Raw genomic sequence first — 17,612 nt, 5'->3', positions numbered from 1 at the left:
GGATTGAAGAGCCACGTTCGTTCACTGCGTGTAACGCTTTGCCCTCCAAAGGCGCGAATTGCCTGCCCTGCTCATCCCTTGTTCTGCACCGCCAGCAGGCGTGAAATCGTTTGCGCCGCCTGGAGCAGGGGCGGCAGCATGCTTTCCTGCATGGCCCTGGCGCTGGTCCGGTTGGCCTGGCCGCTGATGTTCAGGGCTGCCACCGTCTTGCCCTGCCGGTCCTGAATCGGCGCGGCCATAGACACCAGGCCTTCTTCCAGTTCCTGATTCACCAGGCACCAGCCCTGCCTGCGCGTCTGCGCTATTTTTTGGCGCAAGGCGTCCAGATCGGTCACCGTGTGGCGGGTGAGGGGCGCCAGTTCCGAGGCTTTCAGGCAGGCCAGCGCTTCGCCCTCCGGCAAGCCGGCCAGCAGCACGCGTCCCATGGAGGTGCAGTAAGCCGGCAGGCGCGAGCCCACCCCCAGCGTGATGCTCATGATCTTGTGGGTGGCCACCCGCATCACATACACGATGTCCGTGCCTTCCAGCACGGCGGCAGAACACGACTCTCTCACCTCTTCGGCCAGACCCTCCATCACCGGTTCGGCGAGGTTCCAGATCGGCATGGACGACAGATAGGCAAAGCCCAGATCCAGGATGCGCGGGGTCAGCGAAAAATGTTTGCCGTCGCTGTTCACATAGCCCAGGGTCTGCAGGGTCAGCAGGATTCGTCGCGCACCGGCGCGGGTCAAGCCGCTGCGCGCGGCCACTTCGCTCAGTGTCTGGCGGGGCGACTGTGCGCTGAAGGAGCGGATGACCTCCAGCCCGCGCGCAAAGGACTGGACATAGCTGTCGCCCGGCACGGGACCGGGCGCACTGTCGGGACGCAGGGAGGAAGCTGCAATTGCCATGGCTGTCAAAATCTCCTAAAATTCATTATACGAACATTTGTTCTACATAAGAACAAATATCAGACGAGTCATTTTTCCGACGGAGACAGCTTGATGATCAACAAGACAGCCCGCTCGGTGGCTGAGGCGCTGGCCGGTGTGCAGGACGGAGCGACCGTGCTGATTGGCGGCTTTGGCACAGCAGGTATTCCGAACGAATTGATTGACGGGCTGATAGAGCAAGGCGCCAAAGACCTGACGGTCGTCAACAACAACGCCGGCAATGGCGAATCGGGACTGGCGGCGTTGCTCAAGATGGGCAGGGTACGCAAGATCATCTGCAGTTTTCCGCGTCAGGCAGACAGTCAGGTGTTTGACGGCTTGTACCGCGCAGGCAAGCTCGAGCTGGAACTGGTGCCGCAGGGCAACCTGGCCGAGCGTCTGCGCGCGGCGGGCGCGGGGATAGGCGCATTCTTTTCCCCGACCGGCTACGGCACTGAACTGGCAAAACATGCCGATGGTTCGCCCAAGGAAACCCGTGAAATCAACGGCCGGCACTACGTGCTGGAAATGCCGATTTACGGCGACGTGGCGCTGATCAAGGCCGAGCGCGGCGACCGCTGGGGCAACCTGGTGTACCGCAAGGCGGCGCGCAACTTCGGCCCGGTCATGGCGACGGCGGCCAGACACACAGTGGCGACCGTGCACGAGATCGTGGAGCTCGGTGCGCTGGACCCCGAGCACATCGTGACCCCCGGCATCTTTGTGCAGCAGATCGTGAAAATTGACCGTGTCGCCACGCAGGCCGGCGGCTTCAAACAGGCAGCCTGACATGACTTACCAGAAACGCAGCAAAGAGCAGCTGGCCGCCCGCGTGGCGCGCGACATCCATGACGGCGCCTATGTGAACCTGGGCATAGGCATGCCGACGCAGGTCGCCAACCACCTGCCCGAAGGCATCGAGGTCATCCTGCAGAGCGAGAACGGCATTCTGGGCATGGGCCCTGCGCCCGCCGAGGCTGAGAAGGACTTCGACCTGATCAATGCCGGCAAGCAGCCGGTGACGCTGCTCAAGGGCGGCGCCTATTTCCACCATGCCGACAGCTTCGCGATGATGCGCGGCGGCCACCTGGACATCTGCGTGCTAGGTGCCTTTCAGGTGTCCGCCACTGGCGATCTGGCCAACTGGAGCACCGGCGAGCCTGGCGCCATTCCGGCGGTGGGTGGCGCCATGGACCTGGCCATCGGTGCCCGTCAGACCTGGGTCATGATGGACCTGCTGACCAAAAAAGGCGAAAGCAAGGTGGTCAAGACCTGCAGCTACCCGCTGACCGGCATCGGCTGTGTCAAACGCATTTACTCCGACCTGGCCACTCTGGAATGCACGCCGCAAGGCCTGCGGCTGGTGGATAAAGTCGAGGGGTTGGCGCACGACGAGCTGGAGAAGCTGGTCGGCCTTCCCATTGCGGTGTAAGGCCGCGAAAATTTCCGTTCGGGCCAGCCTGTCCAGGCCCTTTGACAACCCATCCGAGAGAACCACCATGACTCCCCAAGCTTTTATCTGCGACGCCATCCGTACTCCTTTCGGCCGTTATGGCGGCGCGCTCAGCAGCGTGCGCACCGACGACCTGGCCGCCGTGCCGCTCAAGGCGCTGATGGCGCGCAACCCGAATGTCGACTGGCTGGCCGTGACCGACGTGATCTACGGTTGCGTGAACCAGGCCGGTGAAGACAACCGCAACGTCGCCCACATGGCGACCCTGCTGGCCGGCCTGCCGCTGGAGCTGCCGGGCGCCACCATCAACCGCCTCTGCGGTTCGGGCATGGACGCGGTGGGTACGGCGGCCCGTGCCATCAAGGCCGGCGAGGCACGTTTGATGATTGCCGGCGGTGTGGAAAGCATGAGCCGCGCGCCCTTTGTGATGGCCAAGGCCGAGAGTGCCTTCAGCCGCGCCGCGCAGATGTACGACACCACCATCGGCTGGCGCTTCGTCAACAAGCTGATGAAGGAAAAATACGGCACGGACGCCATGCCGGAAACCGCTGAAAACGTGGCGCTGGAATACAAGATCAGCCGCGAAGACCAGGACAAGATGGCGTTGGCCTCCCAGCTCAAGGCGGTGGCCGCGCAGAAGTCGGGTTTCTTCGACGCCGAGATCACGCCGGTGACCATTGCCCAGAAAAAAGGCGACCCCGTGGTGGTGAGCAAGGACGAACACCCGCGCGAAACCTCAATGGAGGCCCTGGCCAAGCTCAAGGGCGCGGTACGGCCTGACGGCAGTGTCACGGCGGGCAATGCCTCGGGCGTGAACGACGGCGCCTGCGCGCTGCTGATCGCCAACGAAGAGGCCGCGAAGCAGAACGGCCTGACGCCACGCGCGCGCATCGTCGGCATGGCGACCGCCGGCGTGCCGCCGCGCATCATGGGCATCGGCCCGGCACCTGCCACCGAGAAGGTGTTGGCGCTGACCGGCCTGAGCCTGGCGCAGATGGATGTGATCGAACTCAACGAAGCCTTCGCCGCCCAGGGCCTGGCGGTGCTGCGGCTGCTGGGCCTGCAGGACGACGACGTGCGCGTCAACCCGAACGGCGGCGCGATTGCACTCGGCCATCCGTTGGGAGCCTCGGGAGCACGCCTTGTCACCACCGCAGTGAACCAGCTGCACCGCACCGGCGGGCGTTATGCGCTGTGCACCATGTGTATCGGCGTGGGGCAGGGCATTGCGTTGGTGCTGGAACGGGTGTGAGCTGAACCAGACAAGGCCGGCGCCACGGTGCGCCCCGGCCGCAACGCTTCCTGGGTGAAGGGGCGGGCCCTGGTGGCCCACCTGCCGCACGGGCAGGCGCCAGTCGCGCCACAGACCGTGCTGCGGCTCACTGCAGCCCGATCAAAAAACGGGAAAAACAATGGGCAAGCGCATCCCATGGGCCTCGGCCGGGGCGTCCGACGGGCAGCGCCTCGACGCCTGAAAAAACGCGGGCGGTCGCCATGGCGGAGAAGCCGCGTTTCCAGTGATTCGCCATTTTCGGATGGCGGTATTAGACTTGCGTCCTCTGTGGACAGACCCGTGTTGTCATGGAAATTCTTGTTCTGCTGCTGATGGTCACCGCCTTAGGCGCCTGGAAGCTCAAATCGGAAAACCGGACCCGGCGTGTTGCCTTGCTGGACGGCTTTGTTGGTCGCTACCAGCTGGACCGGCTGATGGAAAACCTGATCGAAGGCTACTTCAAGGCGCTGGAGGAGAAAGCTCCAGAGCGTCAGACCCGACTCTGGCGCATGCTGGCCTTGTCCGAGGAGCAACTGTGTGAGCAGTTACGGTGTCTTGCCACGGATTTTTCGTCGGTGGACGAAGCCGAGGCCCGCGTCAGCAAGCTGCCGGCGTTTCTGCCCGAGGCTGAGCGGTTTTTTCCTGACAACACCTTCGACATGCGGCGCGCCCTGCTTGTTCATGCAGAGGGGATGGAGCGCGCGGCAAAAAATGCACAGGGCCGCGCGCCGCGTGACAAGGCGTACACGCTCACGGCCGAACTGTTGTTGTTGCAGCACACCTGCCACTGGTACTGCCGCTCCCGGGCTGTCGCCTCGGCCCGCGTGCTGGCCCGGCACAAGACGCCCTACCAGCAACTGCTGACGTCGGTGGACCCGGAGACACGGAAGGCTTATCTGGCGGTGGTAGGCCGCTGAACAGACGGGGTGCTAACAGGATTTCAGTCAAATCGGGAACCAGCCCATATCAGACGGGCGCGAACAGCTATCAAATCAGTAGCGGTTGAGGCTGGTCAGAACGTGCCGTCGGCATGCCCGCTGGCTTGTTTCAGCACCTGCAGGGCCTGCCGGCCGTTGTTGCCGCGCCAGGCCACGATCTGGTCCGGACGGATCAGGGCCAGCGGCGCTTCGTAGAGCCCCCGCAGCGCCTCTGACGGATGCGCCACCACCTCCAGATCCAGGCCCAGCGCCGCCGCTGCGTCCACAAAGCCGCGCGTGTCGGGTGCCTCCGGCCCCAGGGCCAGCAGCGTCCATTCGAAGTTGAAACTGTCGTACAGCGAGCGGCCGTCCTCCAGCCACGCGTGCGGCGCGCGGCCACCGGGGCTGGCGCTGGGCTGGTAGTGGCCGGCGTCGTCCGGCGGTGGTGTGCTGCCGTCCTTCACGATCAGGGGCGAGCCGTCGTAACGTCCGCCGAAGGTCACGCCGGGAATGTTGAACTCCAGGCGCACGTGCTGGTTCAGGTAGCTGGCGGCACGTTCGCGCTCGGCCTGCCCGTTGGCATCTTCCTGCTCCAGCAGGGCGGTGGCGCGGAAGCTGCCGACCGAATCGGCAAAACGCCGGGCATAGCCGGTGTTTCGTTCGGCCAGCGGCTGACGCTCCGGTCCGTAACTGTCCAGCAACTGCGGCAGCGCCTTGCCGCGCACCACGGCGGCCAGTTTCCAGCCGAGGTTGACTGCGTCTTCGACCGCGGTGTTGTAGCCGAGGCCGCCGGTCGGCGTGAACAGGTGGGCCGCATCACCGCCCAGGAAGACCCGCCCGCGCTGAAAACTCTGCGCCACCAGCGAATGTCCGGCGGTCCAGGTGCCGACCGACAAGACCTCGATGGCCAGATGCACGCCCATGGCTTCGTCGACGATGCGCTGCGCATCTTCGGCGGACCAGGCCTCGGCATCCTCGCCCTCATGCACGGCGGCGTGAAAGGCAAACTCCGACTGACCATCCACCGAGGCCATGAAGGCGCGGCGCTGGGGATTGACCGACACATACATCCAGGCGCGAGCATGTGGGAAGACGGTGTAGAAATCCGGCGCGCGCAGGTAGACCGCAAACATCTTGCCGCCCATGAACTCGCGCCTGACGCCGCTGGCGCCATCCCAGGCGATGCCCAGCGTGCTGCGCACCAGGCTGCGCGGGCCGTCGGCGCCGACCAGGTACGCGGCCTGCACGTCCAGGGACTCGCCGCCGGCGGTGGCGCGCACTTGCGCCTGCACATGGCTGCCGCGGTCCTCGAAATCTTCAAGGCCCCAGCCGTAACGCACATCGACGCCGGGCAGGACTTCAGCGTGGCGGCGCAAGGTGGCTTCGACAAACTTCTGCGATACCCGGTGCGGCAACTCGGCCGCACTCCAGGAGCCGCCCATGGCCTTGATGTTGTTCACCGCCTGCGCGGCGGTGGGCAGGTGCAGGCGGGCCAGCTCATGCCCGGTGTAACGCGTGAAGTAGGCAATGTCGGTGGGGTGGTCGGCCGGCAGGCCCTGGGCGCGGATCTCGCCGGCAAAACCGAGGCGGCGGAAATGTTCCATGGTGCGCGCCTGCGTGGCGTTGGCCTGCGGGTTGAAGGCGGTGCCGGGTTTGGGGTCCACCAGCAGGCAAGGTATGCCGCGGCGGCCGAGTTCGTTGGCCAGCATCAGGCCGCAGGGGCCGCCGCCGGCGATCAGTACATCGGTTTGAATCAGTTTGCGCATGGATCATTACACGCCAAAACGACCCGTCCACGCGCGCTCATCGTCCTGCCTGGCGAAGTGTGCGGCGGCGAAGTCGATGAAGGTGCGCACTTCGGCGGCGCGGGCCAGGCTGGCGGTTTCGGCCACCCGCACAAACAGTTCAATTTCCGTGCAGCGAGCCCAGTCTCCATTTGCCAGCCCTTGTGGTGGTCTGCAATGTGGGGCAGACTGCAGGACGTTTCTTCCGCCGCGTGAAAAAGTCATTGTCGCCCGCCGGATTCTCCTTCCCCAACTTCTGCCCGCCTCCTGCATTTCTGGCTCAGAGAGCTCACCTGATGAAACCCATGCAACCCCACGATCACCTTTGTTCGCCGACCCCCCAGAGAACGCAAGCCCGCCCCGAGACGGCATGGCGGAAAGCCTGACGTGCGAAACCTCAACCAGGACACGATCACCCAGGCGGTGCTTGCACGTTTTGCCGGCACGCCTGATGCGCGGCTGAAGGAACTGATGACCAGCCTGGTGCAGCATCTGCATGCCTTTGCCCGTGAAGTGAAGCTGACCGAGGAAGAGTGGCTGGCGGGCATTGAGTTTCTCACCGCCACTGGACAGAAATGCGACGACAAGCGCCAGGAGTTCATTTTGCTCAGCGACACGCTGGGTCTGTCGATGTTGACCGTGGCCATGAACAATGACAAGCCGCAGGGCTGCACCGAAGCCACGGTGTTCGGCCCCTTCCATGTTGAAGGCGCGCCGCATTACGAACACGGTGCCGATGTGGCCAACGGTGCGGCGGGTGAGCCCTGTATCGTGCGGGGCAGGGTGCTGGGCCGGGACGGCGAAGAGGTGGCCGACGCCGTGGTGGAGGTCTGGCAGGCCGACGCCGAGGGCAACTACGACGTGCAATACCCGGGCCTGGACAAACACCGGGCGCGCGGTGTGCTTACCTCCGGTACGGACGGACGCTTCCATTTCAAAACCATCGTGGCCGAGGCCTACCCCATTCCCGTCGACGGGCCGGTGGGCGAGATGCTGCGCGCCACCAAGCGTCACCCCTGGCGGCCGGCGCACCTGCATTTCATGATCACGGCGCCGGGGTATGAAAAGCTGGTCACGCACGTGTTCCGCAGCGGCGACCCTTACCTCGACTCGGACGCGGTGTTCGGCGTGCGCCAGTCGCTGGTGGCCGACTGGATCAAACAGCCCGACGGTGTTTACAGCCTGGACTTCGACTTTGTCCTTAACCCAGTTCAACCTGTTCAACCTGTTCAACCGATTCAACCGATTCAACCGCGTCCACCGGCCCCATAAAGCGATCCATCCCTTTTTCCGGATCGACAAACCCGGCAGGAGCGAGCTGCGCCAGCGCATGCGGCCTGAAGACAAGGCTTACCTGGCTGCCGTGGCAGACCGCACCGGCGACAGCTACGCGTTGTGCGCCATGTGTATCGGCGCGGGGCAGGGCATAGCGTTGGTGCGGGAACGGGTTTCAACAGGCCCGGTTTGCTCTGATTTTGATAGCTGTTGGCGCAATATCCACGGGCGTAATAGCTACATTTTTATCAAAACCTGGGTTTCAGCCCCCGCAAATCGCCGGCAGGAGGGGGGCGGGCAGGCAGGCAGGCAGGAGGTCTTGCCCTTGCCCATCAGCTGGCGGTCGGCTTGTCCTTGTTGGCAGGGGACGAGCGCCCCTACAGCGCCATGGACGGCCGCTGCGCCATGGCCGCACGCCAGCGCATGAGTTCCGGGTGCTGCTCGCCGGGCTTGACCTTGACGATGCGGGCAAAGTCCACCGCCACCACGGCGGTGATGTCGGCCACGCTGAACCGGTCTGCCGCAATGAACGCGCGCCCCTGCAGCCGTTCATTGAGCATGGCAAAGAACTGCTGTACACGGAGCAGTCCGCGCTGGGCCAGCTCGGGAATCTGCGGGTAGTCCACCGGCCCGGGCAGGGCGCGGTTGGCCATGGCCGGAGAACTGTTGCGCAGGCACTCGGCGATGGCCGTCAGGCCTTCGAACTCGACGCGCCATTGCCAGCTGGCGATGTCGGCTTTTTCCAGCGCGGTACTGCCCAGCAAAGGGGGCTGGGGGCAGTACGCTTCCAGCCAGGCGGCAATCGCGGCGTTGTCGGCGAGCACCGTACCGTCGTCGATACGCAGCGCCGGCACGGTGCACTGTGGATTGATCCGGCGGAAGGCTTCACCCATCTGCTCGTTGGTGCGCAGATCAATCTGCACCGTGTCGTGGGCCACGCCTTTTTCAGCCAGCAGGATGCGGGCGCGCCGCGGGCTCGGAGCGGTGGCGCAGTCGTACAGGGTGATCATGGGGCCAGCTTGTCCTGGGTGCGGGTGTCAAAGTCGCTCGCATCATGGCGCTCATGCAACTGGCTGGAGGGCTCGCCCCAGGTGCGGTTGACCATGCGGCCGCGCCTGGCGGCGGGGCGCCTGGCGATTTCGTCCGTCCAGCGCAGCACATGGGCATAGGTCTGTACCTGCAGGAACTCGCCCGCTTCGTACAGCTGGCCTTTGACCAGGGCGCCGTACCAGGGCCACACCGCCATGTCGGCAATGGTGTAGTCGTCACCCGCCAGATACGGCACCTCGGCCAGACGGCGGTCCAGCACGTCCAGCTGGCGTTTGACCTCCATTGCATAACGGTCGATGGCATATTCAATCTTGCTGGGCGCATAGGCATAGAAATGGCCGAAGCCACCGCCCAGGAAGGGGGCGCTGCCCATCAACCAGTTGAGCCACGACAGGCATTCGGCGCGCGGCGCTCCGCTGGCGGGTAAAAACGCGCCGAACTTCTCGGCCAGATACTGCAAAATCGCGCCCGACTCGAACACCCGCTGGGGGACAGAGCCGCTGTGGTCCACCAGCACCGGGATCTTGGAGTTGGGGTTGGCCGCCACAAAGCCACTGCCGAACTGTTCGCCCTCGTGGATGCGGATCAGCCAGGCGTCGTATTCTGCGCCGCTGTGGCCCAGGGCCAGCAACTCTTCCAGCATCACCGTGACCTTGATGCCATTGGGCGTGCCCAGCGAATACAGCTGCAAGGGGTGGCGGCCCACCGGGAGTTCCTTGTCATGGGTGGGGCCGGCCACGGGCCGGTTGATGTTGGCAAAACGTCCGCCGCTGGAGGGTGGCGGCGACCAGATTTTGGGAGGGGTGTAGGAGGCAGAGTCGTTCATGCGGGCCATATTGCCTGAGTTTGGATTTGTCTGCACAGCACCGCAGCATGAAAAAACAGTCGATCTTGCAAGGCGTCATTTCGTCAGCGCTGCCATGCCGCAAGCTGCTCCTGAAACAATAGCTATTCGCGCCCGCCCAGCAGGGGCTGGGGCCTGATTTGATGCATCAACACCCATGCGGCACGGGTCTGTCGGATGGACGGCCCGGCGCCGCCGCCATCCTTGCAGGCGTGATAATCAGCAGCCTCCACCTCCCCCGCAAGCCCGTGCCCTTTCCATTCATCACCGACCCCTTTTTTTACGGCGTGGCGGTACCCGCCGTGCTCTTGCTGGGGATCAGCAAAAGCGGCTTCGGGGCGGGTTTCGGCTCGCTGGCCGTTCCCCTCATGGCGCTGGCGGTGACCGTGCCGCAGGCGGCGGCCATCCTGATGCCGGTGCTGCTGCTGATGGACCTGCTCGGCATGGCGGCTTTCCGCAAGGACTTCGACCTCAAACTGCTGAAGTTCCTGGTGCCTTGCGGCCTGGTCGGCACGCTAACAGGCGCGCTGTTGTTCAGCCTGCTCGACGGCAAGATGGTGGCCGGCATCGTGGGTTTTTTCACCCTGCTGTTTCTGGCACAGCGCCTGCTGTTTCCGCCCCGGCCCGACAGCCCGCCGCCGCCGAAATGGCTGGGTGCGCTGCTGACCGCAACCTCGGGTTTCACCAGTTTTGTGGCCCATGCCGGCGGCCCGCCCATCAGCGCCTACGTCATTCCCCTGCGCCTGAGCCCGCTCAAGTTCACCGCCACACTGGCCTTTTTCTTCTTTGTGATCAACCTCTCCAAGTGGATTCCCTATGCCTGGCTGGGGCTGTTGGACCTGCGCAACATGGCGACCTCGCTGGTCCTGCTGCCGCTGGCGCCGGTGGGTGTCTGGGCTGGTGTGCGCATGGCCAGGCGCATCAGCCAGCTGCTTTTTTACCGGGTGCTGTACGGCGGCATGTTCCTCACCGGCTGCAAGTTGCTGTGGGACGGTTTGCGCTGACCGCGGGGTCTCACGGTAAAAACGTCACACGCGGGAGGGGCTGATTTTCTGTAAAAATCGCCCACATGAGAACAAAAGGTTACGTGTTGCCGTCTGACACCGTGTGCGTGCCGGCTTGTTCAACCTTCTGGTTTTCCAGAAAGTTTTCATGACGACCGTCGTTTTTGCCGATCTTGTCGGCAGCACCAGCATGTTCGAGCGGCTGGGGGACGAAACCGCCTCGCGCTTTGTGACGCAGCTGGTGGGCGCGCTGAGCCAGGTCTTTCAGCAGCACGGCGGCCGTGTCGTCAAGCTGCTTGGCGACGGCTTGTTTGTGGTGTTTTCGCAGGAGGGCGACGCGCTGGCCGCCTGCGTTGCCATCCAGAAACGCCTCCTCGACAAACCCATCCTTCCCGGTGGCAATGGCGCGCCGGTGCAGATGCAGATGGGCATGGAGTCCGGCGAGGTGATCGAGATCGACGGCGACTGCTTCGGCGATACCGTCAATTCGGCGGCGCGCCTGGCCGACCTGGCCGGCGCCGCACAGATTCTCACCACGCACAACGTCTGGTCGGCCCTGGGGCCCGTGCAGCGCGCTTCCTTGCGCAGCCTGGGGCCCATGCACCTGCGCGGCAAGGCGGAAGCGGGTCTGGTGTACCGGGTGGAATGGCAGGCTGGCCGGGATGACGATGCCACCATGATGGGGCGCTCGATGGCCACTCAGGCCGGGCCGCTGGTACTGGAGCTGGTGACCGGTGCGCAGACCGTGCAAATCAACGCCGGCAGCGCCAGGATGTCCATCGGCCGGGGTGCCGACGCCTCACTGGCCCTGAACGATCCGCGGGTGTCCCGCATGCACGCCACGCTGGAGTGGCGCGGTGGGCAGTTCGTGCTCAGCGATGCCTCCAGTTATGGCACCTGGGTCTACTTCGGCAACCAGAACGAAGCCGTGGTGTTGCGCCGCACCGAGTGTTACCTGGTCGGCAACGGCCAGATCAGCGCAGGGTGCGAACGCAAGGAAGGCAGCCCCTTGATCAGTTTTTCTATCCGGAGCTGACGCTCCGACCCTAGAATTGGTGTTTCCAAACGTATCCAGTGCCCTTCCCCTTTTTTTTCTTTTCCCCCTTCACCCCATGAGCCTGAACAAGCTGGGACGCTACGACATCATTCGCGTGCTGGGCAAAGGCGCGATGGGGCTGGTCTACGAGGCGCGCGATCCCAACCTGAACCGCCGCGTGGCGATCAAGACCATCAAGGTTGAAAACCTGTCGGAAGAGGCCGCTGCCGAGTACGAGGCGCGGTTTCGCACCGAGGCACATTCGGCCGCGCGCTTGCAGCACCCCCATATTGTCAGTGTGTATGACTCGGACCGTCATGGCGACATGGCCTTTCTGGTCATGGAGTTCATCCAGGGCGAAGACCTCAAACACCATCTGGACGCGGGCCGGCGTTATTCGCTGGAGGAAACCCTGCGCATGGTCCGGGACCTGCTGTCTGCGCTGGACTATGCGCACCGGCAGAACGTCGTGCATCGCGATGTCAAGCCTGCCAATCTGCTGATCGAAGCCGATGGCCGGGTCAAACTCACCGATTTCGGCGTGGCCCGCATCCAGGACTCCAGCGAAGCCACACGCACCCAGGGAACCATGGTGGGCACCCTCAAATACATGTCGCCCGAGCAGGTGCAGGGCCTGCCGATCGATGCGCGGGCCGACCTGTTTGCGGTGGGGGTGGTGCTGTACCAGCTGCTCACGGGCAAGCGGCCCTTCGACGGCGATACCGACTTTGCGATCATCCAGCAGATCGTGAACCACACGCCGGCAGCGCCCAGCAGCTTCAACACGCTGTTGCCGGCCGCCATCGATGCGGTGATGGTGCGGGCACTGGCCAAAAAACGCGACCAGCGTTTTGCGACGGCGCAGGAATTTTCGGCTGCGTTGCTGGAGGCCAGCGGCCAGGCAACGGATCCGACCATCGTGCCGCCGGTGAGCGCGTCTGGCGGGCGCGCAGGCACGGCCACCGACACCGGCCGCTCCCGCGCGGGTGGCTCCACCGTCAAACTCAACACGACCGGCACCGACACCGGCACCGGCTCTACCGTGACGCAGGAGCTTGAGCTGGTCTACTGGAAGGACATCAAGGACTCCGGGGACCTGGAAGACCTGGAAGTGTTTCTGGACAAATTTCCTTCCGGCATCTACGCCGATCTGGCGCGCCGGCGCCTGCGGAAACTGGGGAGCATGGTGGAGGCCGACGGCTCTGGCACCGGCACCGGCGCTTTCTCTGAAGAAGTCAGTGAATGGACGCGGCTGCAGGGGCTCAACGCCGGAGCGGTCCCGCCGCCGACCCCAGACACGCCGCCCGGCCCCGCCGCAACGACTGCGGCCAGGCCGGACGCCGAAGAGCCTGACGGGCGCCAGGATGTTGCAGCGGTGCCGTTTTCGGCTCCGGCTTCGGTCGATGCTGCTGCCGACATGAGCCCGCCGCCGATGAGCGCAGCGGCGGCGCCGAAGGAGGCAGGCACACCCACGCCGCCGGCACCCCGCTCAAGGACGCCTCTGTTCGCGCTGGCCGGGGTGGCGGCCCTGGTGCTGGCCGGCGTGCTGTTCAAGGGCTTGTCCAGCCCGCCGGCGCCCGTGGTGGCGGCGCCGGCTGATGCAACTGCGGCGCCCACCGCTGCCGATGCGGCCCCGGTCAACCCTGCTCCCTCAGCAAGGGCGCCGGGATCACCGCCTCCAGCGAAGGTGGAAGCAGCGCCGGCCTCCGTCACTCCGTCGGTCAAACGCGCCAGCCCGGTGCGCACGGACAAGCCAGCGCCATCGCGGCCCGCAGCGGGCCCGGAGGGCGCGGGCGCTGCAGTGACAGCGCCTGCTGCTGCCCCGGCGCAGCCTTCCAGTCCGGTGCAGGCCTGTGAAGGCCGTGTGCTGCTTGGGTATCAGATCTGCATGAACGAACAATGTGCCAAACCGGCTTACAGCAGGCACCCGGTCTGCGTCGAACGGCGCGCGATGGAAAAGATGCGCCGGGAGGCGCAGGACCAGCGCAATTGAGGCGGTTTTGAGAGGCGATCCGAGTGCCGCATGGCTGCGCTTGTCACCGTCACTATAAAAACAGGAGCTGCACACGCCCGCCTGTCAAGGGCTGCGGAGGTATTTGACTCACATGGTGGGGTGACGTGGCGGACATGGCTGCAGCCCGGGCCAAACCGGGCCGATCTGTGGGCAGCCGCCAGCCCTTCCCGCGGTTTGGCCAATGTTGTGGCCAGCCGTTACCATAGGGTCCAAATTCCGGGAGATTCGCATGCCTGTGGTTGTGATTGCCAATCCGAAGGGCGGCGTCGGTAAAACGACGCTGTCGACCAATATTGCGGGTTATTTCGCCAGCCAGGGCCATGCGGTCATGCTGGGCGATGCAGACCGCCAGCAGTCGTCCCGGCTCTGGCTGGGCTTGCGGCCGCCCGCGGCGCGGCCGATCTCGACTTGGGATGTCAACGCCGACCTGATCGTCAAACCGCCCAAGGGTACGACCCACGTGGTACTCGACACCCCCGCCGGCCTGCATGGCTGGCGTTTTAACGACGTGCTCAAGCTGGCCGACAAGGTGATCGTGCCGCTGCAGCCCAGCGTGTTTGATATTTTTGCCACCCGCAGCTTTCTGGACCAGCTCGCCGAACACCGCCATGCCGGCAAGATGCAGGTCGGCATCGTCGGCATGCGCGTCGATGCCCGCACCATTGCGGCTGACAAGCTGCGTGCTTTTGTTGAAGGCCTGGGCCTGCCGGTGCTCGGTTATGTGCGCGATACCCAGAACTACATCCATCTGGCGGCCCGCGGCCTGACCGTGTTCGATGTCGCCCCGGGGCGGGTGGAAAAAGACCTGCAGCAATGGCAGGGCATCTGCCGCTGGCTGGACCAGTGACAGGGGCGGCTTGCGGGGCCGGCCATGTCGCTGGCTGGACAGGCCGCCATCGGTGCGGACGTTAAAGTCCGGGCATGAAAACCTTCCAGACCCTCTCCGAACTGGCGGCCTGTGTCGGCCAGGAAGTCGCGATCAGCGACTGGCTGACCATCACCCAGGAGCAGGTCAACCTGTTTGCCCAAGCCACTGGCGACCACCAGTGGATCCATGTGGACCCGGAAAAAGCCAGAGAAGGTCCGTTTGGCGGGCCGATTGCACACGGCTTCCTGACCCTGTCGCTGTTGCCTAAATTTTTTGAATCGTCCCTGGAGATCGTTCAGTCCCGCATGGGCGTCAATTACGGGCTCAACCGGGTGCGGTTTACGGCGCCGGTGCCGGTTGGCAGTCGCTTGCGCGCCCGTCTGAAGCTGCTAGCCTGCGCGCCGGTTGACAATGACGGGCAGCAGATGACCTGGGAAGTGACGGTCGAGCGGGAAGGATCTGCCAGGCCGGTGTGTGTGGCCGAATCTCTGGTGCGACGTTACCCCTGACAAGCCATCAGGCCTGAGCCATCTGAGCCACGCAAAAAAGCCCGCTGCAGTCAAGCAGCGGGCTTTTTTTTCGGGAGCGGCAGGCCTCCCGGGCGGCAGGCTTACATGTAGCCGATTTCGCCCTGCGGGATTTCCCCGTTCCGCAATGCTGCGATGGCTTTGGCGCGCACGGCGCTACGCTCGAGGCCGGAGTTGGTCACGCCGACAAAGCCGGTGCTGCCATTGGTGATTTTCACCGGGTTGAGTGCTTCAGCCCGGACTTCGGCGACAGAGCGGGTCGAATTGAACTGAACCGCAAATTGCGAACCGTCAGCCTCGTCGGCATGGGCGCCGAAGGCGGCAAGGGTGGAAAAAGCAGCGACAGCAAACAGTTGGGTGGTTTTCATGATGAATCCTTTCAGGGTTGGTACAGAGTTCCGGCCAAGGTGGGCATCATCATTCCCGTCTTGTCCAGTCTCGGTGAGTCGGTTTGTGCTCATCGATGGGTTGAACTTTAAACCTGTATCGGTCAAATTAAAACTACATAGTCATCAATTAACCATTTCAGTAATTGAAACAATAAAGAATCAAGAATACAATCTGTTGCACTATGGATCGTTTCAGTTCAATGAGGGTCTTCCAGCGCGTGATTGACGAGGGTGGTTTCGCCTCAGCGGCACGCTCCCTCGACATGTCGCCTGCTGGCGTCACGCGCATGATCGCGGCCCTGGAAGAACACCTGGGCGTACGGCTGCTCCAGCGCACGACACGCAAGCTGGCGCTCACTGATGCAGGTGAGGCTTACCTGCTGCGGGTGCGCAGCATCCTGCACGAGGTGGAAGACGCCGAGTCGGCGGCGGCTGAACACACGCGCGAATTGCAGGGCACCCTTCACGTGCTGGCAACACCAGTGCTGGCCTCGTATTTCCTGTCGCCGCGCATTGCCACCTGGCAAGCGCGTCACCCCGGGGTGATGCTGGATCTGCAGATCGATCCCTTCCCCCAGCCGCGTATCGAGGAGTTTGACGTGACCTTCCTGGTGGTGGACGAGGGCTTTGACGGAGACATCGTGGCCCGGCCGCTGGCCACGACCGACTGGATCGCCTGCGCATCGCCCGGGTATCTCCAGCGTGCCGGAACGCCGGAGACTCCAGACCAGTTGCTTGGCCACACCTACCTGAAATTCCAGTGGCCGCAGAACTCCGGCCACTATGGCCGGCAGACGCGCCTGCAACCGGCAGCCGGCGGTGAAGCCGTGGACGTGGACCTCCGGCCTTCCCTGCAAACCACGAGCTTTGACGTGTTGCTGCGGGCCGCGCTGGATGGCGCCGGCATCACCTTCCTGTCACGCATGTTGGTGGCATCGCATCTGGAGCGCGGCTCGCTCGTGCATCTTTTGCCGGACTGGGTGTTTGGTCGCTTCACGATTTACGCCGCGCTGCCCACGCGCAAGTTCATGCCGTCGCGGACCCGGGCCTTCCTTGATTTCCTGGCGGAGATTGCTCCGCAGGAAGGGACCGGTCGTCCTAAATCGGGGTGAGCTGGGCTGCAGGCAGCCAGCCGCGGAAGGTGCCCAGCAGGGCGTTGATGCGTCTGGCGGCTTCCGCCTGATCGCGTGCGCGCGAGATGCATTGGTACAGATCGCAGCGCAACAGCCAGAGATCGGCCGGGGTATCGGCGGTGTTGATCCTGAAAATGATGCGTTGAGCGTCAATGTTCTTGCAGTCATGCAGGGTCTGGTGCAGTTGATGCCGGATCTGCTCAATCGGCATCCGGTCCGGAGCGTCGGGCGCGCCGGCAACTGGCCGCATCGCGGCAAAAATGGAGGAAAGAGCCATGGGAACCTGTGGATTCCTGAGGTCGGGTAGACCGCAGGGGGAGGGCGAGGGAAACGTTGGTGAGCCGGATCGCGGCCATCAAACGTAAGCGTGCTAACCGATTTTAGGGTCTACCCTGTGACGGGGTAGGCAGGTGGCCCTAACCCGATGTGACATTTGCCGCAACGGTGCTGCAAGGGGCCGGCAGTGCACCGGGCGCGTCCGGGGGGTTCCGGAACGAAAAAACCGCCCGGAGCGAGCCCCGGGCGGTTTTGAAAGGAGCCGCAAATCGGCCGGTCAACTCAATTACATGTAGCTGGCTTCGCCGCGCGGGATCTGGCCCAGGCGGACAGCGTCAGCGGCTTGTGCACGGACAGTGGCGCGGTCGGTGGAAGACTGCACGGTGGCTGCCACGCGCGAGCCGGCAGGCTCCTGGCTGTGGGTGGCCACTTTGGCGGCGGCTTCGGCGCGGACTTCGGCCACGGAACGGGTCGAGTTGAACTGGACGGCAAATTGCGAACCGTCAGCCTCGTCGGCGTGGGCGCCAAAAGAGGCAACGGTGGCAAGAGCGGCAACAGCGAAGAATTTGGATGCGTTCATGATGAAATTTCCTTGTGAGAATGAATAAACATTTCCGGGCATGGCGGGCTTGTTGATCCCCGTCTGTCCAGCCTCGGTGAGTCGTTTATTGGTTGCGGCTCATCGATGTATGAACTGTACTGTTGCCAATAACAAAGAAAAATAGCAAATCAATCAATTACTAATTGCTGTTTATGGAACAATAAGAGCTTGAACTCCTGGTAATAACCCTATGGACCGACTTTTATCCATGCGCGCCTTCCAGCAAGTCGTGGACGACGGCGGATTTGCCGCCGCCG

At 64.0% G+C, this 17,612-nt stretch carries 19 protein-coding genes; 11 read left to right on the top strand and 8 right to left on the bottom strand.

The window, feature by feature from the left end; genetic code table 11:
* Positions 1-71 precede the first annotated feature (71 nt).
* Positions 72-890, bottom strand: a complete 819-nt coding sequence (locus tag PSV33_RS10750) for an IclR family transcriptional regulator (protein ID WP_300561490.1) — start codon at positions 888-890, stop codon at positions 72-74.
* Positions 891-983: 93 nt separating this feature from the next.
* Here PSV33_RS10750 and PSV33_RS10745 point away from each other — a divergent pair, with 93 nt between their 5' ends.
* From PSV33_RS10745 to PSV33_RS10730, 4 genes are all read left to right on the top strand, one after another.
* Complete coding sequence (locus PSV33_RS10745; protein ID WP_300561487.1) at positions 984-1,700, top strand: 3-oxoacid CoA-transferase subunit A; 717 nt, start codon at positions 984-986, stop codon at positions 1,698-1,700.
* 1 nt (position 1,701) lies between these two features.
* The gene (locus tag PSV33_RS10740) at positions 1,702-2,343 is read left to right on the top strand and encodes a 3-oxoacid CoA-transferase subunit B (RefSeq protein ID WP_300561484.1); all 642 of its coding nucleotides are present in this window, start codon (positions 1,702-1,704) and stop codon (positions 2,341-2,343) included.
* 67 nt (positions 2,344-2,410) lie between these two features.
* Positions 2,411-3,616, top strand: coding sequence for a 3-oxoadipyl-CoA thiolase (pcaF, locus tag PSV33_RS10735; protein WP_300561481.1), 1,206 nt, complete (start codon positions 2,411-2,413; stop codon positions 3,614-3,616).
* 329 nt (positions 3,617-3,945) lie between these two features.
* Positions 3,946-4,554: a hypothetical protein gene (locus PSV33_RS10730; protein WP_300561478.1), complete on the top strand. Its 609-nt coding sequence runs from the start codon at positions 3,946-3,948 to the stop codon at positions 4,552-4,554.
* Between the two features lie 95 nt (positions 4,555-4,649).
* On the opposite strand, the gene PSV33_RS10725 is transcribed toward PSV33_RS10730, so the two are convergent.
* Both PSV33_RS10725 and PSV33_RS10720 read right to left on the bottom strand, forming a co-directional pair.
* Entirely contained in the window at positions 4,650-6,320 is a 1,671-nt protein-coding gene (locus tag PSV33_RS10725; protein WP_300561476.1) for an FAD-dependent oxidoreductase, read from the bottom strand.
* Positions 6,321-6,326: 6 nt separating this feature from the next.
* Positions 6,327-6,452 (bottom strand): hypothetical protein, encoded by a 126-nt coding sequence (locus tag PSV33_RS10720; protein ID WP_300561472.1) that lies wholly within the window; start codon positions 6,450-6,452, stop codon positions 6,327-6,329.
* 273 nt (positions 6,453-6,725) lie between these two features.
* Here PSV33_RS10720 and PSV33_RS10715 point away from each other — a divergent pair, with 273 nt between their 5' ends.
* A complete protein-coding gene (locus PSV33_RS10715; protein WP_300561470.1) occupies positions 6,726-7,610 on the top strand; it encodes an intradiol ring-cleavage dioxygenase in 885 nt (294 codons plus the stop codon).
* 380 nt (positions 7,611-7,990) lie between these two features.
* Here PSV33_RS10715 and PSV33_RS10710 read toward each other — a convergent pair whose 3' ends face one another.
* On the bottom strand, positions 7,991-8,623 hold the full coding sequence (locus PSV33_RS10710; protein ID WP_300561468.1) for a glutathione S-transferase: 633 nt from the start codon (positions 8,621-8,623) through the stop codon (positions 7,991-7,993).
* Entirely contained in the window at positions 8,620-9,489 is an 870-nt protein-coding gene (gene yghU, locus PSV33_RS10705; protein ID WP_300561465.1) for a glutathione-dependent disulfide-bond oxidoreductase, read from the bottom strand. Before yghU ends, PSV33_RS10710 begins: the two co-directional genes overlap by 4 nt.
* Before the next feature lie 266 nt (positions 9,490-9,755).
* On the opposite strand from yghU, the gene PSV33_RS10700 reads away from it, so the two are divergent.
* The 5 genes from PSV33_RS10700 to PSV33_RS10680 all read left to right on the top strand — a co-directional run bounded on the left by PSV33_RS10700 (position 9,756) and on the right by PSV33_RS10680 (position 14,938).
* Entirely contained in the window at positions 9,756-10,511 is a 756-nt protein-coding gene (locus PSV33_RS10700; RefSeq protein WP_300561463.1) for a sulfite exporter TauE/SafE family protein, read from the top strand.
* A gap of 148 nt (positions 10,512-10,659) precedes the next feature.
* Positions 10,660-11,547 carry an adenylate/guanylate cyclase domain-containing protein gene (locus tag PSV33_RS10695; protein ID WP_300561460.1) on the top strand — a complete coding sequence of 296 codons (888 nt, stop codon included), beginning with the start codon at positions 10,660-10,662 and terminating at the stop codon, positions 11,545-11,547.
* A 76-nt stretch (positions 11,548-11,623) separates the two neighbouring features.
* Positions 11,624-13,540, top strand: coding sequence for a serine/threonine-protein kinase (locus PSV33_RS10690; protein WP_300561458.1), 1,917 nt, complete (start codon positions 11,624-11,626; stop codon positions 13,538-13,540).
* A 250-nt stretch (positions 13,541-13,790) separates the two neighbouring features.
* Entirely contained in the window at positions 13,791-14,408 is a 618-nt protein-coding gene (locus PSV33_RS10685) for a ParA family protein (RefSeq protein WP_293595462.1), read from the top strand.
* Between the two features lie 74 nt (positions 14,409-14,482).
* Complete coding sequence (locus PSV33_RS10680; protein WP_300561456.1) at positions 14,483-14,938, top strand: MaoC family dehydratase; 456 nt, start codon at positions 14,483-14,485, stop codon at positions 14,936-14,938.
* 101 nt (positions 14,939-15,039) lie between these two features.
* Here the strand turns inward: PSV33_RS10680 and PSV33_RS10675 are convergent, their stop codons facing one another.
* Positions 15,040-15,324: a DUF4148 domain-containing protein gene (locus PSV33_RS10675; protein ID WP_300561454.1), complete on the bottom strand. Its 285-nt coding sequence runs from the start codon at positions 15,322-15,324 to the stop codon at positions 15,040-15,042.
* 221 nt (positions 15,325-15,545) lie between these two features.
* Here PSV33_RS10675 and PSV33_RS10670 point away from each other — a divergent pair, with 221 nt between their 5' ends.
* On the top strand, positions 15,546-16,457 hold the full coding sequence (locus PSV33_RS10670) for a LysR substrate-binding domain-containing protein (RefSeq protein ID WP_366945593.1): 912 nt from the start codon (positions 15,546-15,548) through the stop codon (positions 16,455-16,457).
* On the opposite strand, the gene PSV33_RS10665 is transcribed toward PSV33_RS10670, so the two are convergent.
* Positions 16,444-16,755 carry a hypothetical protein gene (locus tag PSV33_RS10665; RefSeq protein ID WP_300561450.1) on the bottom strand — a complete coding sequence of 104 codons (312 nt, stop codon included), beginning with the start codon at positions 16,753-16,755 and terminating at the stop codon, positions 16,444-16,446. The two genes, PSV33_RS10670 and PSV33_RS10665, sit on opposite strands and share 14 nt — an antisense overlap.
* Positions 16,756-17,040: 285 nt before the next feature.
* Entirely contained in the window at positions 17,041-17,334 is a 294-nt protein-coding gene (locus PSV33_RS10660) for a DUF4148 domain-containing protein (protein ID WP_300557699.1), read from the bottom strand.
* Positions 17,335-17,612 lie beyond the last annotated feature (278 nt).

The organism is Polaromonas sp., from assembly GCF_029945895.1.
Classification (GTDB): domain Bacteria; phylum Pseudomonadota; class Gammaproteobacteria; order Burkholderiales; family Burkholderiaceae_C; genus Polaromonas.
This window is presented reverse-complemented; position numbering and strand designations above follow the sequence as displayed.

Excerpts from the sequence above, each read along its gene's own strand:
- PSV33_RS10750 (WP_300561490.1), bottom strand. The coding sequence starts at position 890 with ATGGCAATTGCAGCTTCCTCCCTGCGTCCCGACAGTGCGCCCGGTCCC.
- PSV33_RS10745 (WP_300561487.1), top strand. The coding sequence starts at position 984 with ATGATCAACAAGACAGCCCGCTCGGTGGCTGAGGCGCTGGCCGGTGTG.
- PSV33_RS10740 (WP_300561484.1), top strand. The coding sequence starts at position 1,702 with ATGACTTACCAGAAACGCAGCAAAGAGCAGCTGGCCGCCCGCGTGGCG.
- pcaF (WP_300561481.1), top strand. The coding sequence starts at position 2,411 with ATGACTCCCCAAGCTTTTATCTGCGACGCCATCCGTACTCCTTTCGGC.
- PSV33_RS10730 (WP_300561478.1), top strand. The coding sequence starts at position 3,946 with ATGGAAATTCTTGTTCTGCTGCTGATGGTCACCGCCTTAGGCGCCTGG.
- PSV33_RS10725 (WP_300561476.1), bottom strand. The coding sequence starts at position 6,320 with ATGCGCAAACTGATTCAAACCGATGTACTGATCGCCGGCGGCGGCCCC.
- PSV33_RS10710 (WP_300561468.1), bottom strand. The coding sequence starts at position 8,623 with ATGATCACCCTGTACGACTGCGCCACCGCTCCGAGCCCGCGGCGCGCC.
- yghU (WP_300561465.1), bottom strand. The coding sequence starts at position 9,489 with ATGAACGACTCTGCCTCCTACACCCCTCCCAAAATCTGGTCGCCGCCA.
- PSV33_RS10695 (WP_300561460.1), top strand. The coding sequence starts at position 10,660 with ATGACGACCGTCGTTTTTGCCGATCTTGTCGGCAGCACCAGCATGTTC.
- PSV33_RS10690 (WP_300561458.1), top strand. The coding sequence starts at position 11,624 with ATGAGCCTGAACAAGCTGGGACGCTACGACATCATTCGCGTGCTGGGC.
- PSV33_RS10685 (WP_293595462.1), top strand. The coding sequence starts at position 13,791 with ATGCCTGTGGTTGTGATTGCCAATCCGAAGGGCGGCGTCGGTAAAACG.
- PSV33_RS10680 (WP_300561456.1), top strand. The coding sequence starts at position 14,483 with ATGAAAACCTTCCAGACCCTCTCCGAACTGGCGGCCTGTGTCGGCCAG.
- PSV33_RS10675 (WP_300561454.1), bottom strand. The coding sequence starts at position 15,324 with ATGAAAACCACCCAACTGTTTGCTGTCGCTGCTTTTTCCACCCTTGCC.
- PSV33_RS10670 (WP_366945593.1), top strand. The coding sequence starts at position 15,546 with ATGAGGGTCTTCCAGCGCGTGATTGACGAGGGTGGTTTCGCCTCAGCG.
- PSV33_RS10665 (WP_300561450.1), bottom strand. The coding sequence starts at position 16,755 with ATGGCTCTTTCCTCCATTTTTGCCGCGATGCGGCCAGTTGCCGGCGCG.
- PSV33_RS10660 (WP_300557699.1), bottom strand. The coding sequence starts at position 17,334 with ATGAACGCATCCAAATTCTTCGCTGTTGCCGCTCTTGCCACCGTTGCC.